The organism is Comamonas sp. lk (assembly GCF_900564145.1).
Lineage (GTDB): Bacteria > Pseudomonadota > Gammaproteobacteria > Burkholderiales > Burkholderiaceae_C > Comamonas.
Map to the genome: position 1 here is coordinate 3,698,985 of NZ_UOOB01000001.1, position 22,486 is coordinate 3,721,470.

General features: G+C 60.9%; 22 protein-coding genes. 12 read left to right on the top strand and 10 right to left on the bottom strand.

Annotated elements, in window-relative coordinates; translation table 11 throughout:
• Positions 1 to 6 precede the first annotated feature (6 nt).
• Positions 7 to 1,002 (bottom strand): tripartite tricarboxylate transporter substrate binding protein, encoded by a 996-nt coding sequence (locus tag EAO39_RS16890; protein ID WP_120969676.1) that lies wholly within the window; start codon positions 1,000 to 1,002, stop codon positions 7 to 9.
• A 103-nt stretch (positions 1,003 to 1,105) separates the two neighbouring features.
• Positions 1,106 to 2,812: an acyl-CoA dehydrogenase family protein gene (locus EAO39_RS16895; RefSeq protein WP_120969679.1), complete on the bottom strand. Its 1,707-nt coding sequence runs from the start codon at positions 2,810 to 2,812 to the stop codon at positions 1,106 to 1,108.
• A 167-nt stretch (positions 2,813 to 2,979) separates the two neighbouring features.
• Between EAO39_RS16895 and EAO39_RS16900 the strand changes: the two genes are divergently transcribed.
• Together EAO39_RS16900 and blaOXA are read left to right on the top strand one after the other, a co-directional pair.
• Positions 2,980 to 3,867, top strand: a complete 888-nt coding sequence (locus EAO39_RS16900) for a LysR family transcriptional regulator (RefSeq protein ID WP_120969682.1) — start codon at positions 2,980 to 2,982, stop codon at positions 3,865 to 3,867.
• Positions 3,868 to 4,060: 193 nt separating this feature from the next.
• Positions 4,061 to 4,861, top strand: a complete 801-nt coding sequence (blaOXA, locus tag EAO39_RS16905; protein ID WP_240467040.1) for a class D beta-lactamase — start codon at positions 4,061 to 4,063, stop codon at positions 4,859 to 4,861.
• A gap of 211 nt (positions 4,862 to 5,072) precedes the next feature.
• Here blaOXA and EAO39_RS16910 read toward each other — a convergent pair whose 3' ends face one another.
• Positions 5,073 to 5,522: a helix-turn-helix domain-containing protein gene (locus EAO39_RS16910; protein ID WP_120969685.1), complete on the bottom strand. Its 450-nt coding sequence runs from the start codon at positions 5,520 to 5,522 to the stop codon at positions 5,073 to 5,075.
• 96 nt (positions 5,523 to 5,618) lie between these two features.
• Here EAO39_RS16910 and EAO39_RS16915 point away from each other — a divergent pair, with 96 nt between their 5' ends.
• Positions 5,619 to 6,836, top strand: a complete 1,218-nt coding sequence (locus EAO39_RS16915; RefSeq protein ID WP_120969688.1) for an MFS transporter — start codon at positions 5,619 to 5,621, stop codon at positions 6,834 to 6,836.
• A gap of 280 nt (positions 6,837 to 7,116) precedes the next feature.
• A complete protein-coding gene (gene bfr, locus EAO39_RS16920; RefSeq protein WP_120969691.1) occupies positions 7,117 to 7,581 on the top strand; it encodes a bacterioferritin in 465 nt (154 codons plus the stop codon).
• 111 nt (positions 7,582 to 7,692) lie between these two features.
• Here the strand turns inward: bfr and EAO39_RS16925 are convergent, their stop codons facing one another.
• A complete protein-coding gene (locus EAO39_RS16925) occupies positions 7,693 to 8,373 on the bottom strand; it encodes a 7-cyano-7-deazaguanine/7-aminomethyl-7-deazaguanine transporter (protein WP_120969694.1) in 681 nt (226 codons plus the stop codon).
• Positions 8,374 to 8,618: 245 nt separating this feature from the next.
• Positions 8,619 to 9,041: a hypothetical protein gene (locus EAO39_RS16930; RefSeq protein ID WP_120969697.1), complete on the bottom strand. Its 423-nt coding sequence runs from the start codon at positions 9,039 to 9,041 to the stop codon at positions 8,619 to 8,621.
• A gap of 138 nt (positions 9,042 to 9,179) precedes the next feature.
• Here EAO39_RS16930 and EAO39_RS16935 point away from each other — a divergent pair, with 138 nt between their 5' ends.
• Positions 9,180 to 10,007: a helix-turn-helix transcriptional regulator gene (locus EAO39_RS16935; RefSeq protein ID WP_240467116.1), complete on the top strand. Its 828-nt coding sequence runs from the start codon at positions 9,180 to 9,182 to the stop codon at positions 10,005 to 10,007.
• A 73-nt stretch (positions 10,008 to 10,080) separates the two neighbouring features.
• Here EAO39_RS16935 and acnB read toward each other — a convergent pair whose 3' ends face one another.
• The 5 genes from acnB to EAO39_RS16960 all read right to left on the bottom strand — a co-directional run bounded on the left by acnB (position 10,081) and on the right by EAO39_RS16960 (position 16,168).
• Positions 10,081 to 12,666: a bifunctional aconitate hydratase 2/2-methylisocitrate dehydratase gene (acnB, locus tag EAO39_RS16940; RefSeq protein ID WP_120969703.1), complete on the bottom strand. Its 2,586-nt coding sequence runs from the start codon at positions 12,664 to 12,666 to the stop codon at positions 10,081 to 10,083.
• Between the two features lie 98 nt (positions 12,667 to 12,764).
• Positions 12,765 to 13,322: a hypothetical protein gene (locus EAO39_RS16945; RefSeq protein ID WP_120969706.1), complete on the bottom strand. Its 558-nt coding sequence runs from the start codon at positions 13,320 to 13,322 to the stop codon at positions 12,765 to 12,767.
• 31 nt (positions 13,323 to 13,353) lie between these two features.
• A complete protein-coding gene (locus EAO39_RS16950; RefSeq protein ID WP_120969709.1) occupies positions 13,354 to 14,358 on the bottom strand; it encodes an aldolase/citrate lyase family protein in 1,005 nt (334 codons plus the stop codon).
• A complete protein-coding gene (gene tam / locus EAO39_RS16955) occupies positions 14,355 to 15,161 on the bottom strand; it encodes a trans-aconitate 2-methyltransferase (protein WP_120969712.1) in 807 nt (268 codons plus the stop codon). Before tam ends, EAO39_RS16950 begins: the two co-directional genes overlap by 4 nt.
• A 20-nt stretch (positions 15,162 to 15,181) precedes the next feature.
• Complete coding sequence (locus EAO39_RS16960) at positions 15,182 to 16,168, bottom strand: malate dehydrogenase (protein WP_120969715.1); 987 nt, start codon at positions 16,166 to 16,168, stop codon at positions 15,182 to 15,184.
• A gap of 231 nt (positions 16,169 to 16,399) precedes the next feature.
• On the opposite strand from EAO39_RS16960, the gene EAO39_RS16965 reads away from it, so the two are divergent.
• From EAO39_RS16965 to EAO39_RS16995, 7 genes are all read left to right on the top strand, one after another.
• A complete protein-coding gene (locus EAO39_RS16965) occupies positions 16,400 to 17,188 on the top strand; it encodes a GntR family transcriptional regulator (RefSeq protein ID WP_120969718.1) in 789 nt (262 codons plus the stop codon).
• A 145-nt stretch (positions 17,189 to 17,333) separates the two neighbouring features.
• Positions 17,334 to 17,756: a succinate dehydrogenase, cytochrome b556 subunit gene (gene sdhC, locus EAO39_RS16970; RefSeq protein ID WP_120969721.1), complete on the top strand. Its 423-nt coding sequence runs from the start codon at positions 17,334 to 17,336 to the stop codon at positions 17,754 to 17,756.
• A gap of 42 nt (positions 17,757 to 17,798) precedes the next feature.
• Entirely contained in the window at positions 17,799 to 18,164 is a 366-nt protein-coding gene (gene sdhD / locus EAO39_RS16975) for a succinate dehydrogenase, hydrophobic membrane anchor protein (RefSeq protein WP_120969724.1), read from the top strand.
• A gap of 33 nt (positions 18,165 to 18,197) precedes the next feature.
• Positions 18,198 to 20,003 carry a succinate dehydrogenase flavoprotein subunit gene (gene sdhA / locus EAO39_RS16980; RefSeq protein WP_120969727.1) on the top strand — a complete coding sequence of 602 codons (1,806 nt, stop codon included), beginning with the start codon at positions 18,198 to 18,200 and terminating at the stop codon, positions 20,001 to 20,003.
• 27 nt (positions 20,004 to 20,030) lie between these two features.
• A complete protein-coding gene (locus EAO39_RS16985; protein WP_120969730.1) occupies positions 20,031 to 20,735 on the top strand; it encodes a succinate dehydrogenase iron-sulfur subunit in 705 nt (234 codons plus the stop codon).
• Positions 20,735 to 21,028: a succinate dehydrogenase assembly factor 2 gene (locus tag EAO39_RS16990; RefSeq protein ID WP_120969733.1), complete on the top strand. Its 294-nt coding sequence runs from the start codon at positions 20,735 to 20,737 to the stop codon at positions 21,026 to 21,028. Before EAO39_RS16985 ends, EAO39_RS16990 begins: the two co-directional genes overlap by 1 nt.
• Positions 21,029 to 21,058: 30 nt before the next feature.
• A complete protein-coding gene (locus tag EAO39_RS16995) occupies positions 21,059 to 22,369 on the top strand; it encodes a citrate synthase (protein WP_120969736.1) in 1,311 nt (436 codons plus the stop codon).
• The last annotated feature ends 117 nt before the right edge of the window (positions 22,370 to 22,486 follow it).

The following is a 22,486-nucleotide window of genomic DNA, read 5'->3' on the forward strand; positions in this document are numbered from 1 at the left end:
ATCTGTTTAATCCAGTTTGACGCCGGCTTTTTGCACCACCTCAGTCCACTTGTCGACCTCGGTTTTCACCAGGCTGGTCAGATAGGCCGGTTTGGTGTCGGCTCCGCGCTCCAGCCCCTGGGCGGCAAAGGCTTTTTTGACATTTTCGGAATCCAGGGCCTTGGTATAGGCGCGGTTAAGCAGCTCCACCCGATCTGCCGGCATGCCCTTGGGGCCGACCACGCCAAAGAACACGCTCACGTCATAACCGGGCAGACCTTGCTCGGCAATGGTGGGGATTTGCGGCATGGCGCTGGAATGCTTGGCCGTGGCAATGCCCAGGGCCTTGAACTTGCCTGCCTTGATATAGGGCATGGCCGTGAGGATGTCGGTGAAAGCCATGTCCACCTGGCCGGCCAGCAAATCGTTGAGCGCCGGGCCCGTGCCTTTGTAGGGCACATGTTGAAAATCGGTACCGGCCATGCCGTTGAACAGCACGCCGGCCAGATGAGAGGAAGCGCCATTGCCGGAGGAGGCAAAGTTGAGCTTGCCGGGCTTGGCCTTGTCCAGCGCAATCAGCTCCTTGACGCTGCTCACGCTCAGGTTGGCGCGCACCACCAGCACATTGGGCAGATAGCCCACGTAAATGATGGGCGTGAAGCTGGTGCGCGGGTCGTAGCTGATGGTCTTGTACAGCGGCTTGTTGATGGCCAGCGGACCCGAGGTGCCGAACATCAGCGTGTAGCCATCGGGCTTGGCGCGGGCTACGTAGTCCGCACCGATGTTGCCGCCGGCACCGGCCTTGTTTTCCACGATCACGCTCTGGCCCAGCTCCCGGGTCAGCTCGGTGGCCAGAATACGGGCCATGGCATCGGTGGGGCCGCCCGGGGGAAAGGGCACGACGAACATGATGGGACGCTCGGGGAATTTCTCGGCAGCCACGGCGCCCAGCGAAGTTCCCAGACCCAGGGCTGCAGCGGCCATCACGCCAGCGCCCACGAACAGACGACGATTCAAACTCATGACTTGTCTCCTTGATTGCGATATGCCAATCGTGCGTTGGCTTATAAAAATTGATAGCTGCCAGCGCTTTTCTATATTGCGCTGGAGCAGCTTTTGACTCAGATCATGCCAACCACGCTGCCGGCACCTGGCCAGACTCCAGCGGATCGCGTGGCAGCACGCGGTGCAGCAGCACCAGCTGCGACAGACGCAGGCGCTGGGCCGAACCGGTCTGAGCCGCTTCCCAGGCCATGGCGATGGCGGAGGTGCAGTTGTAGAGACCGGTAGCCGCCTGGCGGGCCAGCACATCGCCACCTTCCTGGGCGGCTTTTTCGGCCAGGGCGCTGGCGCGGGCCAGAGCCTCTTCCAGTGCCTGACGGTAAGCAGCGGTGAGCTGCGCCCCATCCAGCAGCCCCTTCAGATAGCTCTGCAAGACAGGCAGAGAGCCTTCGCGCTTGATGGCGCGAATCACATCCAGCGCCACGATATTGCTCGTGCCTTCCCAGATGGAGCCCAGGTGGGAATCGCGCACCAGACGCGCGTCGCTCCATTCCTCGATATAGCCGCAGCCACCGCGCACTTCCATGGCGTCACCCGTGACCTTGCGTGCATCGCGGCAGGCGCGGAACTTGAGCATGGGCGTCAGAATGCGCAGCAGTGCATAGGCATCGGGAGCGCCGGCATCGGATTGCATCAGCGTCTGTGCGGTCTGGAACACCATGCTGCGCGCCTGCTCGGCAGGCAGGCGCAGCTTGTCGAGCTGGCGCTGCATCAGCGGCATGTCCTCGATGCGCTTGCCGAAGGCGATGCGCTCGTGGGCAATGAACTCAGCCTCGGCCACGGCGCGGCGCATCATGCCGGCCGAACGCACGCCGTTGGACAGGCGCGAGTTGTTGACCATGTCGGCCATCTGCACAAAGCCCCGGCCCTGCTCGCCCACCAGATAGGCCAGAGCGCCGTCCATGCGGATCTCGCCGCTGGCCATGGAGCGCGTGCCCATCTTGTCCTTCAAGCGAATGATTCGGTAGCGGTTGTCGCTGCCGTCATCGAGGTGGCGCGGCAGCAGGAACAGCGAAATGCCCTTCATGCCGGGCGCACCGCCATCGACGCGCGCCAGCACCATGGCAAATTCCGCATCGGGATTGGAGCAAAACCATTTGTCGCCCGTGAGACGCCAGCTGCCGTCGGCCTGGGGATAGGCCATGGTCTGGGTGTTGGAGATGTCCGAGCCGGCCGCCTGCTCGGTCATGAACATGGCGCCTTGGGCCTGGCTGTCCCAGTCCAGCGACAGCAGCTGGGGCAGGTATTTGTCCACCAGCTCGGTCGTGCCGAACTTCTTCAAGGTGCGGGTCAGCGAATCCGTCATCGACAGCGGACAGCACAGGCCGAACTCGGACTGCACGAACAGATAGGTCAGCGCGTATTTGACGATCGGCGGCATTTTGCCCTGCCAGCCCAGCATGTCATCGCGATGGGACATGGCTTGCAGGCCGAACTCACCATAGGCAATGCGCTCCAGTTCTTCATAGGCCGGGTGCTTGATGATGCGCTGGCGGTCCTGGCCCGAGCGGCTGCGGTATTCCAGCTCCGGCGGGTTCTTGTCGGCAATGCTGGCCAGCTCATCGATGCGGCCTCCGGCCAGCTCACCCATGTGCTGAAAATACGGCTGCAGATGGGCCAGCAGGTCGGCGGGCAGATAGAGCTTGAGCAGTGCCTGCAGCTCGGCATCGCCGGCATAGAAATTGGCGCCATGGCGGTCGGGCACGGGGTGGCTGGTCTGTGCCGCTGCGCTGGCAATGGCGGTTTGCTGGGATGGATTGGAAGCCGACATGGGTACTCCTTGCGGGCCAGCATGTTCAAGCACACAAAACTTGAAAAACATCCATACCAGCACCTGTTGCCGCCCATTTCAGCGCCTCTCATGATTCGCGTCAAATATTAATAAAATCATGAACAATACTTTTTAAGTATCAACAAAGCACTTTGACTGGAGCTGGAATGGAATTACGCCTGTTGCGCTACTTTGTCGTCGTGGCCGAAGAGCTGCACTTTGGCCGTGCCGCCCAGCGGCTGGCCATCTCGCAGCCGCCGCTGAGCGTGGCCATCAAACAGCTGGAGCAGGAGCTGCAAGCCAGTCTTTTTGAGCGCAACAGCAAGGAAGTGCGCATGACGGCAGCGGGCGAGCACCTGCTGGGCAAGGCACGCCAGCTGCTGGCCCTGAGCCAACAGGCCGCGCAGGAAACACGCGATGTGGCCCTGGGCACGCGCGGCCATCTGCGCCTGGGTTTTGTCGGCTCCAGCCTGTATCGCGGCCTGCCCCAGGCGCTGGAGCAGTTCCAGCAAACCCACCCCCAGGTGCGCGTGGACATGCTGGAAGCCAACAGCGCCGAGCAGATCCTGGAGCTGCAGCAGATGCGGCTTGACATGGCTCTGGTCCACTCCATACAGCCGCCCGAAACCATTGCCAGCCAGCTCATCATGGCAGAGCCCTTCGTGGTCTGCATGCCCGAGCACCATGCGCTGCATGCCAGCGCAGCCGTCGACTTGGCCGAACTCAGGAACGACCGGCTGATCCTGTTTTCCAGCCTGGTCTCTCCCACCTACCACCAGCGCATCTACGAGATGTGCCAGGCCCACGGCTTCGCACCCGAGGTGCGGCACGAGGTAAGACACTGGCTGTCGGTGATCTCCCTGGTCTCGCTAGGCCAGGGCGTGGCACTGGTACCTGCCGCGCTGGAGCGCGTGGGCATGCCGCGCCTGGTGTTCCGCCCGCTGCTGGGGTCACACCCTTCGTCCGAAATGCTGGCCATGTGGCGCCGCACACCTACCAATCCGCTGGTGCAGGAGCTGCTGACCTGTCTAAAGCAGGCCGTGGCCGAACTTTGACGCCAAGTCATGGCAACCCAAGTGCGGATGCGGGCTGTCCGTTGACCGGCATTCCGCTCCGAACTGAGCTGCACTCTCAATCCGGCCACCGGCTGCAACCGACCGGCAAGAGACGCTCGTCCTCGCAACAAACCAATACAGCCACTATTCCAGCCACCCAAAATCGGGTTCCTTTGACCTTTAAACTAGTCGCATGAATCGACGAAATTTGGTGTTATCTGCCCTGGCCGCAGGGTTTGCTCATGGGGTAGTGGCGGGCCCGCCGGTTCAAGAAAAGAACGAGTGGCCTCGGGTTTTCACAGAAGCCGACGCACAAAGCAGCATCGTCGTTCTCGATGCCCGAGGGCAATCTGAAACCACCCACGTCTACAACGTGCCGCGTTCCAATCGGCGGTACTCGCCTGCCTCCACCTTCAAGATTCCGCACAGCCTATTCGCGCTTGATGCAGGGCTGCTGCGTGACGAATTTCAAGTCATCCCGTGGGATGGCGTGAAACGACCTACGGCGGCGTGGAACATGGACCAGAATCTGCGCTCGGCGATGAGAAATTCCACCGTCTGGGTGTACGAGCGTTTCGCCAAGGAACTCGGCGATGCACGCGAGACCGACTACATGCGAAAGATTGGGTATGGCAATGCGGTTGCCACGGGCGACAAGCCATTCTGGGTTGAGGGTGACCTCGCCATCTCATCCTTCGAGCAGATTGCTTTCCTGCAGCGGCTTTACCGCAATCAACTGCCTTTCCAGGTCGAACATCAACGGCTTGTGAAGGACGTGATGATCAATGAAGCCGGCCCTGACTGGATACTGCGCGCTAAAACGGGCTGGACCGGAAAAATCGGCTGGTGGGTGGGTTGGGTAGAGTGGCCCAGCGGCCCCGTGTTCTTTGCCTTGAACATGGACACACCGAACAGGCTCGGCGACCTTGCCAAGCGCCAGAGCATTGCACGCAAGGTTCTGCGCTCTATCAACGCGCTACCGACTGCGCCCTGAATTTCCGGCTGCTAGGCACACAAAACCGCCAGCGTTGCGCCCAGCAGAGCCAGAGCGGGCGCCCTGCCCCCGCTCGCGAGTTCCCCAAAGACGCTTGGGCGAACATTGAAGATGGATCAGCAAGGTCGGATCTCCCTGCCCTATGGCGCCGGCCCGCGCGGCCATGAGCGAATTTCGAGAAAAACCCAGGCGCACGCGCCCTCGCGTGCCGCTACAGCACCTTGTCAGTCACCACCACCTCGTTGAACGCTAGCTTTCGTCCGTCAGGGCTTTGCACTTCCAGGCGGGCAACCGGTTGAGCACTGGCTATCTCGACAAGCCTTGAATGGTGTTCCTTGGGGTGAAAAAGGTTTTCCTCACCCCATTGGCGCAGCCCGACGATGACGGGAAAGAGAGTCTGCCCTTTCGCCGTGAGCATGTACTGCTGATAGGCCGTACCGTCGGCAGCGGGTTGAGCCTCCAGGATGCCTGCTTCTACCAATGCCTTGAGCCTGACGGCCAGGATATTGCGTGCCACACCCAGGTTTTTCTGAAAATCGCTAAACCGGCTGATGCCATCAAAGGCATCCCGCACTATCAACAATGACCAGCGGTCACCGATGACATCAAGCGCCCGCGCTACCGGACAGGTCGCGGTATTCATTCGTTTTCGTTCCGCCATCAGACACCTCCATCGAGCACTCTATCTTTTCTAGTTGCATTTTAAAACCAAAAATACTATGCTCAATCTGGTTTTATATTGAAACCAAATTCAACAGTGTCTCAAAACTCCTCTCACACCGTGGCGGCCACGCCCCAGAAACTCGTGGCTCTTTTTGCCTTTACCAGCGGGGCTAGCGTCGCCAACGTTTACTTCGCACAACCGTTGCTCGACCGATTGGCTTCGGACTTTGGCGTCTCACTCGGCGCTATCGGAAGTGTGGTGACTGCCACGCAGGCCGGGTCCATGCTTGCCTTGCTATTCCTCGTGCCCCTGGGGGACCAGCTTGACCGCCGTCGACTCGTTCGATGGCAACTGGTGAGTCTTATTTTTGCGCTGACCTGGCTGGCGATGACACAGAGCACCGCCGGCCTGATGGCAGGCATGCTGGTCGTGGGACTGCTAGGGACGGCAATGACGCAGGGAATGATTGCCTACGCGGCAAGCGTGGCCGCGCCTCAGGAGCGCGGGCGGGTTGTGGGGTCCGCTCAGGCGGGTGTGGTCGTGGGGCTGTTGCTCGCCAGAGCCTGGTCTGGGGTGATTGCGGATCTGGCTGGTTGGCGCGCTGTGTATGCCGGCTCCGCAGCAGTCATGGTCGTGCTTGCCGCCCTGATCTGGCGCAATTTGCCGGTTCAAGCAGTCCTGGCTCAGCGCTTGTCGTATTTTGAACTCGTTCGCTCAATGCTTGCGCTGTTGCGGACAAATCGGGTACTTCGGGTTCGAGGTACGTTGGCGCTGCTGATGTTTGCCGTGTTCAGCATCTTCTGGAGTGCGCTGGCGTTGCCGCTGAGTGCGCCACCGTTGTCACTGTCGCATTCGGCTATTGGCGCGTTTGGGTTGATCGGTGCAGCAGGGGCGTTTATTGCCGGCCCAGCCGGCCGATGGGCAGACCAGGGCTGGAGCTACAGAACCAGCGCAGCAGCCCTCGTCTTGCTACTGCTGGCATGGATACCACTCAGCTTTCTGGAAGTATCGCTATGGTGGCTGGCCGTAGGCATCCTGCTGCTCGACATCGGTTGTCAAGCGCTGCATGTCACCAACCAGGCCATGATTTTTCAAAGTTCGACGCAGGCACATAGCCGGCTGGTAGCTTGCTACATGCTGTTCTACGCGGTGGGCAGCGGTGCAGGTGCCTTAGCTTCAACCGCCGTCTATGCACAAGGTGGCTGGATTGGCGTCTGCATATTGGGCACCTGCGTGAGCGGGATCGCACTCATGGTTTGGGCAGCGAGCGCGCAACCAACTGGCACTCGCAGTATTTGCACTCAGTCATAAAATGTCAGCCAAAAACTGGGCCAGCTCAATAGCGGTCGCAGCGAGTGCCAGCACAAGCCGCAAGCCTCACTGGAGTGAACCGAAAGATTCGCTTCTGGCCGACCCCAGCAAGTCACCACCAGCAGACGGATCGGTCGGAATAGCGCTTCGGCAATGCGAATACATCTGCTTACGGCCCGCATCCAGAACGCTGGCGCTCGGGAATTGATAGCTGTCTTTGTTCCCTGAAGCCAGCTGCGAGATACTTCGTACTTCACCTGCTTCACCGAGAACAACAAATATGCAAGGCCATCCCGAAGTCGTCGACTACCTCAAGGAGCTGCTGCGCGGCGAGCTCGCAGCACGCGATCAGTACTTCGCGCACTCGCGCATCTATGAAGACCAGGGCTTTGGCAAGCTGTTCACGCGCCTGGACCACGAGATGCAGGAAGAGACTCAGCACGCCGATGCGCTGCTGCGTCGCATCCTGATGTTGGGCGGCCGCCCCGACATGCGCCCCAAGGAATTCACGCCCGGCGAAACCGTGCCCGAGATGCTGAGCAAGGATCTGGACACCGAATACGAGGTTCGCGCCGGTCTTCAGCAAGGCATTGCACTGTGCGAGCAGCACCGCGACTATGTGAGCCGCAACATTTTGCTGGCCCAGTTGCGCGACACCGAGCAAGACCACGCCTACTGGCTGGAAAAGCAGCTGGGTCTGATCGACAAGGTCGGGCTGCCGAACTATCTGCAAAGCCAGGCCTGAGCCGCAAGACACTTGAAAAATGCAAAGGCCGCCTTGATAGGGCGGCCTTTTTCATGGCGGGCTCGGACTGGTTCAGAGCGCCCCCTGGAAACCAGGGGCTGGGCGCGCGGCTCAAGCAGCCGTGGTCGCCGGCTCGGTCGGCATGCGCATGGTGCGCACAATGGTGGCCAGCACCACGCCATAGGCGGGAACGAACAGCAACAGGCTCACGGCCAGCTTGATGACGTAATCGACCATGGCGATTTCCATCCAGTTGGCGGCCATGAAGGCATCGCTGCTGTGCCAGAAGGCGATCGAGAAAAAGGCCGCCGTGTCCAGCACCTGGCCGAACACCGAAGCTGCTGCCGGCGCCAGCCACCAGGCATGGCTTTGCTGGCGGATACGGTCGAAAACCTGGATATCCAGCAACTGGCCCAGCACATAGGCGGCAAAGCTGGCCAGCGCGATGCGGAACACAAAGCTGTTGAAGCTTTGCAGCGCTTCCCAGCCATTGAAGTGGCCCTCATGGAACAGCACGCCCACCACATAGGACACCAAGAGCGCAGGCAGCATGGCGCGCGTGATGACGCGCCGTGCCTCGACCTTGCCGATCAGGCGCACGGTCAGGTCGGTGGCCAGGAAGATGAAAGGGAAGCTGAAGGCGCCCCAGGTGCTGTGATAGCCCAGCAGCGTGATCGGCAGTTGCACCAGATAGTTGCTGGCGATGACGATGGCGATGTGGAACACCACGAGAACAGAAAGATAAAATGGCACGCGCGACGATGGCGTCTGCACGGCATGAGCGGATGTCATGACATTCCTTTTTGGTCGATGGGGGCGAGGGAACCCATGGTTGCGAAGAAAGCGCCAGCGCGGCGCAACCGTGAATTTTAAGCGTTTGAAATTATCTGCGCCGCCCCGGACCCGCTTATCCATCCGGGCGCATGGTGGCTATAACGAAAAGCATAGCTGGCAGCGCCCGTCATTCCTTGCGTTCAGCATGGAAACATTCTCTTTTTGATGATTGGCAGTCGCTGTCGGCTCTCCTTTTGATTAGCTCAGGCAGCGGCCTGTTGCCCGCCAGCTGCCGCATGGCGCGTGGCACGCAGACCCGCCCACTGCAGATCGGCCAGGGCCAGCACCACGACGGCCTGCGCCGCCACCCAGGCCACGCCCCAGGCATTCAGCGGCAAGCCTATGCCAAAGATCAGCGCCGCACAGCCCAGCGCCCAGCCCAGATTGCCCACGGCCACCAGGCCGATCAACGTGCGCGGCACAGACTGGCGGCGCGCCATCCAGCCGGCGGCCAGCGCATAGGCCAGCAGAAAGATGCCCGTGCCCGCCAACAAGGAGGACGGCAAACCCGTCAGCTGCGCCAGCTGCTGGGTGGCAGCCAGTTGCAAAGCGCCCGTGGCCGCACAGGAAGCCGCGTCGGCCCACATCACACGGGGCAAAAACCGGGGAGAAGCAAAGAAGGACATGGAAAACTCCTGTTGAATCAAAAGGTCGGCGACCGGCCCTGTGCCGGCTGCTGGACTCCATGATTGCCATCGATCTGCACAGCGTCGATAACCTCGCAGGTCATGGCCTGGCGTCTGGCCTGCCACTACGATGCAGCCATGAGCCTCAACACCGCGCCCTCCTCCTCTACCCTGCCCGGTGCACGCGCGCCGTTCGGCGAGCACCTGCGCCACTGGCGTCAGCATCGCCGGCTGAGCCAGCAAGGTCTGGCGCTGGATGCCGAGATCTCGACCCGCCACCTGAGCTATGTGGAAACCGGCCGTGCACAGCCCAGCCGCGAGATGGTGCTGCGCCTGGCCGAGCGCCTCTCGGTGCCGCTGCGCGAGCGCAATGCGCTGCTGGTGGCAGCAGGCTTTGCACCCATGTACCAGGCACGCCCACTGGACCATCCCGATCTGGCAGCCGCGCGCCAGGCCGTGGATCTGGTGCTCAAAGGCCACGAACCCAACCCCGCGCTGGCCGTGGACAGGCACTGGAACCTGGTGGCCGCCAATGCCATCGTGCCGCTGCTGCTGAGCGGCGTGGCCCCCTGGCTGCTGCAGCCGCCCGTGAACGTGCTGCGCCTGAGCCTGCACCCCGAAGGACTGGGACCGCGCCTGGCCAATGCCGGCCAATGGCGCGCCCATCTGCTGCACCGCTTGCAGCAGCAAATAGCCGCCACGGCAGATAGCGTGCTGCAGGCCCTGCATGACGAGATTGCCGCCTACCCCTGCCATGACGAGGCGGCGCATGGCCTACCGCCCGCCAGCCATATCGCCGTGCCCTTCGAGCTGAACACCGAACTGGGCAAGCTGAGCCTCATCAGCACCATCACCATCTTCGGAACGCCCGTGGATGTGACGCTGCAGGAGCTGGCCGTCGAATCATTTTTTCCGGCCAATGCCGAAACGCAGCTGGTGCTGCAGCGGCTGAAACAGCCAGCCTGAAAAACCAAAGCCCGCAGGACTTTCATCCTGCGGGCTTTGGGAGCCAGGCCTTAAAAGGCCTTGCTGTAGACGCTTACACCTTGGCAGCCACTTCGGCGTACTCGGCGATCTGGTCGAAGTTCATGTAGCGGTACACCGAAGCCTTGTCGGCATCGATCACACCCATTTCGTTCAGATACTCTTCCTTGGAAGGCAGCTTGCCCAGACGCGAGGCGATCGCAGCCAGTTCGGCCGAGCCCAGGAACACTTGCGTGTTCTTGCCCAGACGGTTGGGGAAGTTGCGGGTAGAGGTGGAGATCACCGTCGCACCTTCGCGCACCTGAGCCTGGTTGCCCATGCACAGCGAGCAGCCGGGCATTTCGGTACGGGCACCGGCCGTACCAAAGGCGGCGTAATGGCCTTCCTTGATCAGCTCGCTCTGGTCCATCTTGGTGGGAGGCGCCACCCACAGCTTGACGGGAATGTCGCGCTGGCCGCCCAGCAGCTTGGCTGCGGCACGGAAGTGACCGATGTTGGTCATGCACGAACCGATGAAGGCTTCATCGATCTTGGTGCCGGCCACTTCGGACAGGAACTTGGCATCATCGGGATCATTAGGGCAGCAGACGATGGGTTCCTTGATGTCGGCCAGGTCGATTTCGATGACGTGGGCGTACTCGGCATCCTTGTCGGCAGCCAGCAGATCGGGCTGGGCCAACCAGGCTTCGACCTTTTCAATGCGGCGTTGCAGCGTCTTGGCATCGGCGTAACCGTCGGCGATCATGTTCTTCATCAGAACGATGTTCGACGTCAGGTATTCCTTGACCGGCTCGGGGTTGAGCTTGATGGTGCAACCGGCGGCAGAGCGCTCGGCCGAGGCGTCGGACAGCTCGAACGCTTGCTCGACCTTCAGATCTGGCAGACCTTCGATTTCCAGGATGCGACCCGAGAATTCATTGATCTTGCCGGCCTTGGCCACGGTCAGCAGACCGGCCTTGATAGCGTACAGAGGAATTGCGTGCACCAGATCGCGCAGGGTCACGCCGGGCTGCATTTCGCCCTTGAAGCGCACCAGGATCGACTCGGGCATGTCCAGAGGCATCACGCCGGTGGCGGCGCCGAAGGCCACCAGACCGGAGCCTGCAGGGAAGGAAATGCCGATGGGGAAACGGGTGTGCGAGTCACCGCCGGTGCCCACGGTATCGGGCAACAGCAGGCGGTTGAGCCAGCTGTGGATCACGCCGTCACCAGGGCGCAGGGCCACGCCGCCACGGTTGCTGATGAACTGGGGCAGTTCGCGGTGGGTCTTCACGTCCACGGGCTTGGGGTAAGCGGCCGTGTGGCAGAAGGATTGCATCACCATGTCGGCGGAGAAGCCCAGGCAGGCCAGGTCCTTCAACTCGTCACGGGTCATGGGGCCGGTGGTGTCTTGCGAGCCCACGGTGGTCATGCGGGGTTCGCAGTAGGTACCGGGACGCACGCCCTGGCCTTCTGGCAGACCGACAGCACGGCCGACCATTTTTTGGGCCAAAGTGAAGCCAGCCTTGGTTTCAGTCGGTGCAGTGGGCAGACGGAAAGCGGTGGAAGCAGCCAGACCCAGGAATTCGCGGGCCTTGGCGGTCAGCGAACGGCCGATGATCAGGTTGATACGGCCGCCGGCGCGCACTTCGTCAAACAGCACGTCGCTCTTGAGCTGGAACTCGGCAACAGTAGCGCCGTCCTTGACGATCTTGCCGTCGTAGGGCAACACGTCGATGACGTCGCCCATTTCCAGCTTGGAAACATCCACTTCGATAGGCAACGAGCCCGAATCTTCCTGCGTGTTGAAGAAGATGGGAGCAATCTTGCCGCCCAGGGTCACGCCGCCAAAGCGCTTGTTGGGGACGAAAGGAATGTCCTGGCCAGTGGCCCAGACGATGGAGTTGGTCGCCGACTTGCGCGAAGAACCGGTGCCCACCACGTCGCCCACGTAGGCGACCAGGTTGCCCTTGGCCTTCAGGTCGTCGATGAACTTCATGGGACCGCGCTTGCCGTCTTCCTCGGGCTTGAACGCCGCGTCGGGACGAGTGTTCTTGAGCATGGCCAGGTAGTGCAGCGGAATGTCGGGACGGCTCCAGGCATCGGGAGCGGGCGACAGATCATCGGTATTGGTTTCACCGGGCACCTTGAAAACGGTGACGGTGATCTTCTTTTCAACTTCGGGACGCGAAGTGAACCACTCGGCATCAGCCCAGCTTTGCATCACTTCCTTGGCCTTGGCATTGCCGGCCTTGGCCTTGTCGGCCACGTCGTTGAAGAAGTCGAACATCAGCAATGTCTTCTTCAGCGCATCGGCGGCCACGCCGGCGACTTCGGCGTCGTCCAGCAGCTCGATCAGGGGGTGAACGTTGTAGCCGCCCACCATGGTGCCCAGCAGCTCGGTGGCCTTGGACTTGGAGATCAGCGCCACTTTCACGTCGCCATGGGCCACGGCAGCCAGGAAGGAAGCCTTGACCTTGGCCGCATCGTCCACTCCGGGCGGCACGCGGTGGGTCAGCAGATCGAGCAGGAATGCGTCTTCGCCAGCGGGCGGGTTCTTGATCAGCTCGATCAGCTCAGCGACCTGCTTGGCATCCAGAGGCAGAGGGGGGATGCCCAGTGCGGCGCGTTCTGCCACATGGTCACGGTAGGCTTTCAACATGGGTTCTCTCCAATGGTTTTTTCGGAAAAGGCTGCGCGGGTGGCGCAAATCACAGGGCTGCCATGCGTGGGACAGGGCAGCCCTCAGCCTTGCGGGACTTATTTGTTGTCCAACAGGCTAGGAGGTGGGTTCTTCTTGATGGCTTCGGCCACTTGCTGCTGCTCGGGGCTCATGCATTCATCGGCCAGGCGCTGACCGGCCTTCTGGTTCATCAACATGGACTTGTTGGCAATTTGCAGCCAGACCGCGCCAGCGGCCTTGTCTTCCAGACGCACGGTGCCGGTGGTGGTGCTCACAGGCGACATGTGGTACTTGAAGCCACGGCCGTCCACGATGAAGTAGCCAGGGTTGGCCGAGTCGGCCGTCACGTTCACGTGGGCACCCAGTTCACAGGGAATGCGGCCCTTGAACACGCGCTCGGACACGGCCAGGTCTGCCGTGCTCAAGGCAGCTGATGCCGGGCCGGCGGCGACAACGGCAACCGCAGCGCCTGCGGCGGCAGCACCGGCTGCAGCTTTCACGCCTTTCTTGGCAGCAGACTTCTTGGCGGGAGCCGCCGTCTTGGCAGTGCTCTTGGTCGGGGTGGCGGCAACGGCGGCGTGGTTGACCACCATCAGGGGGGCGGCGATCAAAAGAGTGGCGATGAGGGTCTTCATAGGAACAAGCTCCTGAGACTTTCGGTTGGGTTCAATTGTTAAACTTAGGAGCAAACCACGGTTGCACAGCATCCGGCAAGGTCAGCCCCGTTTGATGAGCGCGCTCAAGCAGCTGCCAGAAATAGCGGTAGCTGGCGCGATCATGTAATACCCCATCCAGACTGATGGGGGCCCAATTTTGCACCGCCGCCGCGGTAAGAATTTGTGCCGCTTGTCTCACCTCGTCATCTGCGGGCGCAAACGCACGCAAAATGGGACGAATCTGGTCCGGATGAATGCTCCACATGCGGGTATAGCCCAGCTCGCGCGAGGCTTTTTGCGCGCAGGCCTGCAGTGCTTGTGGATTCTTGAACTCGGTCACCACACAGTGCGAAGGCACTTTGCCATGGGCATGGCAGGCGGCGGCAATCTCCAGCTTGGCACGCACGACCAGCGGATGCTCGAACTGGCCCTGCGCCGTCATGGCCGAAGCGGGAATCGCACCACCGTGGGCCGAGACAAAATCCATCAGCCCAAACGAGATGCTTTGCACTGCGGGGTGGGAGGCAATCTCGAAAGCCTGCTGCACCGCCGCCGGTGACTCAATCAAAACATGTAGCGGAATACGCTTGCCTGAAGCGCGCTGCAAGGCTTTTTCAGCCATGAGCACATCGTCCACCGATTCCACCTTGGGAATCATGATGTGGCAGAGCTTGTGCGCCGCGCCACCGGCGATGATGTCCATGTCCGCCTGAAAGTGCGCATGATCCACCGCATGAACGCGGGCCGCCACGCGGGTGCCTGCGGCTGCGCCATTGGCCAGCTCGGCCACCAGCTTGGCATGCGCGGCCTCCTGCCCCACGGGTGCGCCGTCTTCGCAGTCCAGCGTCACATCAAAGACGCAGGTGCCGAATTCCTGCAGCATCTCGGCCTGCAGCTGCAGGCTTTTGCGCATGCGCACTTCCACGCCGCTGTAGTGGTCACAAACCGGCAGGCGCAGGGCCCCACCTTGCGCATCCAACAAAACCGAAGCGGGATGAACCATTTCCATCGTCATGCCTTGCGCTGAGCCAGCAAAAAAAGTCGGGGAAAAGCCAGCAGGCGCTTGCCATCGGCACGCTGCGGATAGGCCACATCGATGCGGCGCTGGTACTCGGCCAGAAACTCGGCCTGTAAAGCCGTCGGCAGGCCTTCGACAAAGGGCTTGAGCCCGGTTCCGCTCAGCCACTGAACAATGGATGCGGCGGACTCCATGGGATGCTGGTACACGGTGTGCCACACATCCACGCAGGCAGACTGCGCGCCAGGCGCAGCCAGTAAATCGTAATAAGCCCCAATGGGCAAAATCTCGGTGCGCACCTTGTTGGCATCACCGATGTGCGAGACAAACTGCGGCAGCTCGGCCACCTCGCGCATGAGGCGGTGCGAGGGCTGCTGACGATTGTCTGGCATCTGTATCGCCAGCACGCCACCGGGGGCCAGCTGCGAAAACAGACGGGGAATCAGCGTCTCATGCCCGCCCACCCATTGCAGGGAAGCGTTGGCATAAATCAGATCGGGGGCGACGCCATCGACCTCCGCGCCCTGCTCTGGCGCCCAGGAAGCAATATCTCCCAAGGCAAACCGGGCCTGGGCAAGCGCCTTGCGGGCGGCTTGCACCATGGCCTCGGAATTGTCGATGCCCAGGACCTGGGCACCGACAAAGCGCTGGACCAGCAGCTCGGTGGAATTACCCGGCCCGCAGCCCAGGTCCACCACATGGCGGGCCTGAGTCAGGGGCACGCGTGCCAGCAACTCTGCCGCCGGGCGCGTACGCTCATTGGCAAAGCGCAGATACAGCGCAGGGTTCCAGTCTTGCATGCGAGTCGCTGGCTTTTGGCTTACAGCAGGTGCTTGACGCCGTCTTGCTCGCCTTGCAGCTCAGCCAGAGTCTTGTCGATGCCTTCTTGCGAGAAAGCGTCGATTTCCAGACCTTCGACGATCTTGTATTCGCCGTTTTCAGTGGTCACGGGGAAGCCGAACACGATGCCGGCAGGAATGCCGTATTCGCCATTGGAAGGCACGCCCATGGTGACCCATTCGCCGTTGGAGCCCAGAGCCCAGTCGCGCATGTGGTCGATGGCAGCGTTGGCAGCCGAGGCAGCCGAAGACAGACCGCGAGCAGCGATGATGGCTGCGCCGCGCTTGCCCACGGTGGGCAGGAACACGTCCTTGTTCCAGACTTGATCGTTGATCATGTCCTTGACCGACTTGCCGTCCACGGTTGCGAAACGGTAGTCAGCGTACATGGTGGGCGAGTGGTTGCCCCACACGGTCAGGTGCTTGATGTCGCCAACCTTGAAGCCTGCCTTGGCAGCCAGCTGGGAAGCAGCACGGTTGTGGTCCAGGCGCAGCATGGCGGTGAAGTTCTTGGCTGGCAGATCGGGAGCCGACTTCATGGCGATGTAAGCGTTGGTGTTGGCGGGGTTGCCCACAACCAGAACCTTGACATTGCGCGAAGCAACAGCGTTCAGGGCCTTGCCCTGGGCCGTGAAGATCTGGGCATTAGCCGCCAGCAAGTCAGCACGTTCCATGCCGGGACCGCGAGGACGGGCACCCACGAGCAGAGCGTAGTCGGTGTCCTTGAAGGCTGTCAGAGGATCGCTGTGGGCTTCGATGCCGGCCAGCAGAGGGAATGCGCAGTCTTCCAGCTCCATGATCACGCCCTTCAGAGCGTTCTGAGCCTTCTCGTCGGGAATCTCAAGCAGTTGCAAAATGACGGGCTGATCCTTGCCCAACATTTCGCCGGAGGCGATGCGGAACAACAGTGCGTAACCGATTTGGCCAGCTGCGCCAGTAACGGCAACACGGACGGGCTTCTTGCTCATGGTGAAACTCCAATTGGAAAAAAGTGGGATGTTATGAGTGCCAGGCGGCACCAGCGTCTAACACCGGCAGCCCGTGCGCCACAAAACATGGCGGAAGTGTACTGCTGAATTCTAAGCCTGGTCAATTTGTCTTATATCTTATATAAGATATGATCCACAAAGAGCTACACTAGCACAAACACTCAATCGTTTTTGCGCGTCGCATCGCGGAGGCACCCCTCTAAAAAAACTATGTCTACCCTTCACCATCAAGCCCCAGAATCCGCCACCAACACCGGTGGCGCTGGCGTATCGACCCCGGCCTTCAGCCCACTTTATCAACAGATCAAGGGACTGATCCTGCAGAGCCTTGAGGCTGGCGAATGGCGCCCCGGAGAACTGATTCCCAGCGAAATGGAGCTGGCGGCCCGCTTCAAGGTCAGCCAGGGCACGGTGCGCAAGGCCATTGACGAGCTGGCAGCCGAGAACCTGGTGATGCGCCGCCAGGGCAAAGGCACTTTCGTGGCCACCCACGCCGCCCAGCAGGTGCAATACCGATTTCTGAAGCTGCAGCCCGACGCCGGCGACCTGCAGCGCGAAGGCCGTGCCGAGCGCCATATCCTGGAATGCCGCCGCCTGCGCGCGCCCGCTGATGTGGCCCGCTCCCTGGCCCTGCGCACGGGCGATGCCGTCATGCATGTGCGCCGCACCCTGGCGTTTGCCGGTATTCCTACGATTTTGGAAGACATCTGGCTGCCGGGCAACGCCTTCAAGGGCCTGACAATCGAGCAGATGTCCAATTACCAGGGCCCGACCTACGCCATGTTCGAGCTCGAATATGGCGTGCGCATGGTGCGGGCCGATGAAAAAATTCGTGCCGTCCTCCCTGACGCAGAGCAGTCGCAGATTCTGGGCATTCCCAGCACTACGCCACTCCTCAGCGTGGAGCGCACGGCCTTTACTTACAACGATGTTCCAATGGAGTTACGCCGCGGTCTCTACCGCACCGATACCCATCATTACCGCAATGCTTTGAGCTAAATCCCCCGGAAAAGCATGAATTGCAACGACTCTCTGTCGTCTGCTAAGCAATTTCGGCCAACAGCTTCTGCTGCATTGCAATAGAATTTTGTGTCGCTTCGCACTAGCGATTACAACGCAGTTACATCCACGAAAGCACCCTGCCATGACAGAGCAAGCCAAAAAGCGGCCTGAGTACCGCAATATCAATTTTTTCAAAGACCTACCGACCTATCGCCTGCCCCTGGCCGGCATCGTGTCCATTCTGCACCGCATCAGCGGTCTGCTGATGTTCCTCTTGTTGCCATTCATCATCTGGATGTTCGACAAGTCCCTGTCTTCGGAAATCTCGTTTGACGCGTTCACTTCGGTTTTCGCCGGCGGCTTTGGCTGGTTGGCCAAGCTGGCTTGCCTGGCCTTGATCTGGGCTTATCTGCACCACTTCTGCGCCGGCGTTCGCCACCTGGTGATGGATGTGAATCATCACGCTGCCAACAAGCAGACCGGCAAGAGCACTGCCGTGACCGTGCTGGTCATCAGCCTCGCCCTGACTGCTGCGCTCGGCGCCAAGCTGTTTGGCCTGTACTAAACAGTACAGCAGCAATCAAACCCTCACGATAAGGAAAAAACCATGTCCGTGAATTACGGCTCCAAGCGCACCGTGGTCGGCGCGCATTACGGCACCCGCGACTTCCTGGCCCAGCGCGCTACTGCAGTGCTGATGGCACTGTTCACTGTGGTTCTGCTGGTTCGCTTTCTGACTTCCGGCGAACCCGTGGGCTATGAAATGTGGGCTGGCGTCTTTGCCCCCCAATGGATGAAGTTCCTGACCCTGACACTGTTTGTGTCGCTGGGCTGGCACGCCTGGATTGGCGTGCGCGACATCTGGATGGACTATGTGCAGCCCGTGGGCCTGCGTTTTGTCCTGCACGTTTTCACGATCGTCTGGCTGGTCGGCTGCATCGGCTGGGGCATCCAGGTTCTGTGGCGTCTCTGATCGAGACACAGTCTCCACGATTGAAGGTTAAGAATGAGCTATACCAAAGCAAAAATCACCAAGCGCAAGTTTGACGTCGTCATCGTCGGTGCCGGCGGCTCCGGCCTGCGCGCTGCGCTGGAACTGTCGCGTGCCGGCCTGTCCGTCGCTTCGCTGACCAAAGTTTTCCCTACCCGTTCGCACACCGTGGCAGCCCAAGGTGGCGTGTCCGCGTCGCTGGGCAATATGGCCGAAGACAACTGGCACTATCACTTCTACGACACCATCAAGGGCTCTGACTGGCTGGGCGACCAGGACGCCATCGAGTTCATGTGCCGTGAAGCACCCAACGTCGTGATCGAGCTCGAGCACTTCGGCATGCCGTTCGACCGCAACCCCGACGGCACCATCTACCAGCGTCCTTTCGGCGGCCACACGGCCAACTACGGCGAAAAGCCCGTGCAACGCGCCTGCGCTGCCGCTGACCGTACCGGTCACGCCATGCTGCACACGCTGTACCAGCAAAACGTGGCCTCCAAGACCAACTTCTTCGTGGAGTGGATGGCCCTGGATCTGATCCGTAACGTGGACGGCGATGTGGTGGGCGTGACCGCCATCGAACTGGAAACCGGCGACCTGTACGAGCTGCACGCCAAGTCGGTGCTGTTGGCTACCGGTGGCGCTGGCCGCATCTTCCAGGCTTCGACCAATGCCTTCATCAACACCGGCGACGGCCTGGGCATGGCCGCACGCGCTGGCATCCCGCTGCAAGACATGGAGTTCTGGCAGTTCCACCCCACCGGCGTGGCCGGTGCCGGCGTGCTGCTGACCGAAGGCTGCCGTGGCGAAGGCGCTATTTTGCTGAATAGCGAAGGCGAGCGCTTCATGGAGCGCTACGCTCCTACGCTGAAGGACTTGGCTCCACGTGACTTCGTGTCCCGCTCCATGGACCAGGAAATCAAGGAAGGTCGCGGCTGTGGTCCCAACAAGGACTACATCCTGATGAAGCTGGACCACCTGGGTGCAGACACCATCCGCAAGCGCCTGCCTTCGGTGGAAGAAATCGGCCACAACTTCGCCAACGTGGACATCACCAAGGAACCCATCCCCGTGGTTCCCACCATCCACTACCAGATGGGCGGCATCCCCACCAACATCAACGGCCAGGTCGTGACCTGGGACGGACAGCAGAACAACGTGGTCAACGGCTTGTACGCCGTGGGCGAATGTTCTTGCGTGTCGGTGCACGGCGCCAACCGCCTGGGCACCAACTCGCTGCTGGACCTGTTGGTGTTCGGCAAGGCTGCGGGCAAGCACATTGTGCAGTTCGTCAACGGTTTTGGCGCTCACAAGGCCGTGCCTGCCGACGGCTCGGACCGCACTCTGGCACGTCTGAACCAGCTGCAGGAATCCAAGGAAGGCACGTACGCCCAGGAAGTGGCCGGCGACATCCGCGCTTCCATGCAAACGCATGCTGGCGTGTTCCGTACGCAAAAGAGCATGGACGAAGGCGTCACCAAGATCAACGCCATCCGCGAACGCGTGGGCTCGGTGACTCTGAAGGACAAGTCCATGGTGTGGAATACCGCCCGCATGGAAGCCCTGGAAGTGGACAACCTGATCGAAGTGGCACAAGCCACCATGACATCGGCTGCTGCCCGCAAGGAATGCCGTGGCGCACACACCGTGTACGACTACGAGCACCCTGCCGACCACGCCGAATTCCCGCTGGGCCGCAACGACAAGGAATGGCTCAAGCACACCCTGTGGGACAGCGCCTCCAACGGCCTGAGCTACAAGCCTGTGAACCTCAAGCCTCTGACCGTTGCCAGCGTACCTCCCAAGGTCCGTACGTTCTAATCCAGCCGCCCACGAGAGAAGATCAAAATGAAGCGTACTTTCAAACTCTACCGCTACGATCCGGATAAAGACTCCAAGCCCTACATGCAAACCGTGCAGGTAGAGCTGGACGGCCATGAACGCATGCTGCTGGATGCACTGGTCAAGCTCAAGGAAATGGATCCTTCCATCTCCTTCCGTCGCTCCTGCCGTGAAGGCGTGTGCGGTTCGGACGCCATGAACATCAACGGCAAGAACGGCCTGGCCTGCCTGACGAACATGAACACCCTCAAGGGCGACATCGTTCTCAAGCCCCTGCCCGGTCTGCCCGTGATCCGCGACATGATCGTGGACATGACGCAGTTCTTCAAGCAGTACCACTCGATCAAGCCCTACCTGCAAAGCGATCTGTATGCATCGCCGACCAAGGAGCGCCTGCAGTCGCCCGAAGAGCGCGAAGAGCTCAACGGCCTGTACGAGTGCATTCTGTGCGCCAGCTGCTCCACCAGCTGCCCCTCGTTCTGGTGGAACCCCGACAAGTTCGTAGGCCCGGCCGGCCTGCTGCAGGCTTACCGCTTCATCGCGGACAGCCGCGACACGGCCACGGGCGAGCGCCTTGACAACCTGGAAGATCCGTACCGCCTCTTCCGTTGCCACACCATCATGAACTGCGTGGACGTGTGCCCCAAGCACCTGAACCCCACACAGGCCATTGGCAAGATCAAGGAGCTGATGGTTCGCCGAACCGTCTGATGCTGATGACGAATACCCTGCTCGAAGAACGTGAGCGCGACCTGCTGCGGTGGCGCTGCCGCCGTGGCCTGGTTGAAAACGATCTGTTCATCGAGCAGTTCTTCGCCACCTACGCAAGCCAGTTGACGCAAAGACACGCGGCTGGCATGTCTGCCTTGATGGATTTGGCAGACAACGACCTGATGGATCTTTTCTTGCGCCGCAAGGAACCTGAAGGACAACTCGATACCCAAGAAGTCAGGGAAGTGCTGGAGATGGTGCGCAAACGCCAACCCGGCTCTAACCCCCAGTAGGCTAGGCAATCTAGAGAAGGAAGTTTGGAAATGAAACTCGCTGACAACAAAGCAACGCTGTCTTTCAGCAATGGCGCACCCAGCGTCGAGCTGCCGGTTTATCAGGGCAACATCGGCCCGGATGTGATCGACATCCGCAAGCTGTACGGTCAGTCCGGCATGTTCACTTATGACCCGGGCTTCCTCTCTACTGCCGCCTGCCAGTCCGCCATCACCTATATCGATGGCGACAAGGGCGAGCTGCTGTACCGCGGCTACCCCATCGAACAGCTGGCCAAGAACTGCAACTTCCTGGAAACCTGTTACCTGCTGCTGTACGGCGAGCTGCCCAACGAAACCCAGAAGGCTGACTTCGAAAACCGCGTGACTCAGCACACGATGGTCAACGAGCAGATGCAATTCTTCCTGCGCGGTTTCCGTCGCGATGCTCACCCCATGGCCGTGTTGACCGGTCTGGTGGGCGGCATGTCGGCCTTCTATCACGACAGCACCGACATCAACAACCCTGAACACCGCGAAATCGCCGCGATCCGCCTGATCGCCAAGATGCCTACGCTGGTGTCCATGGCATACAAGTACGGTGTGGGCCAGCCCTACATGTACCCCAAGAACGATCTGTCGTACGCTGGCAACTTCATGCGCATGATGTTCGGCAACCCTTGCGAAGAGTACAAGGTCAACCCCGTGGTTGAACGCGCTCTGGACCGCATCTTCATCCTGCACGCCGACCACGAGCAAAACGCTTCGACCTCCACCGTGCGCCTGTGCGGTTCGTCGGGCACCAACCCCTTCGCCGCGATCTCCGCCGGCGTGGCCTGCCTATGGGGCCCTGCCCACGGCGGCGCCAACGAAGCCTGCCTGAACATGCTGGAACAGATCCAGGCCAATGGCGGCATCGCCAAGGTTGGCGAGTTCATGGAACAGGTCAAGGACAAGACCAGCGGCGTGAAGCTGATGGGCTTTGGCCACCGTGTGTACAAGAACTACGATCCTCGCGCCAAGCTGATGCAGGAAACCTGCAACGAAATCCTGCAAGAGCTGGGTCTGGAAAAGGATCCTCTGTTCGCCCTGGCCAAGCAAGTCGAGAAGATTGCCCTGGAAGACGACTACTTCGTCTCGCGCAAGCTCTACCCCAACGTGGACTTCTACTCCGGCATCGTGCAACGCGCCATCGGCATTCCAGTGAACCTGTTCACCGGCATCTTCGCCCTGGCCCGCACCGTGGGCTGGATCGCCCAGCTGAACGAACAAATGGCCGACCCCGAGTACAAGATCGGCCGTCCTCGCCAGCTGTTCACCGGCTCGGTGGCCCGCGACGTCAAGCCTATCGCTCAGCGTTGATTGGCTCTCTCAGGCCCGGCTTGCCGGGTCTGAAGCGAAAAAAGCCCGCAAGCTTCATGCCTGCGGGCTTTTTCTTTGCACCTATGAACTTCAAGCTTTTCAAGCCTCTACCCCAAT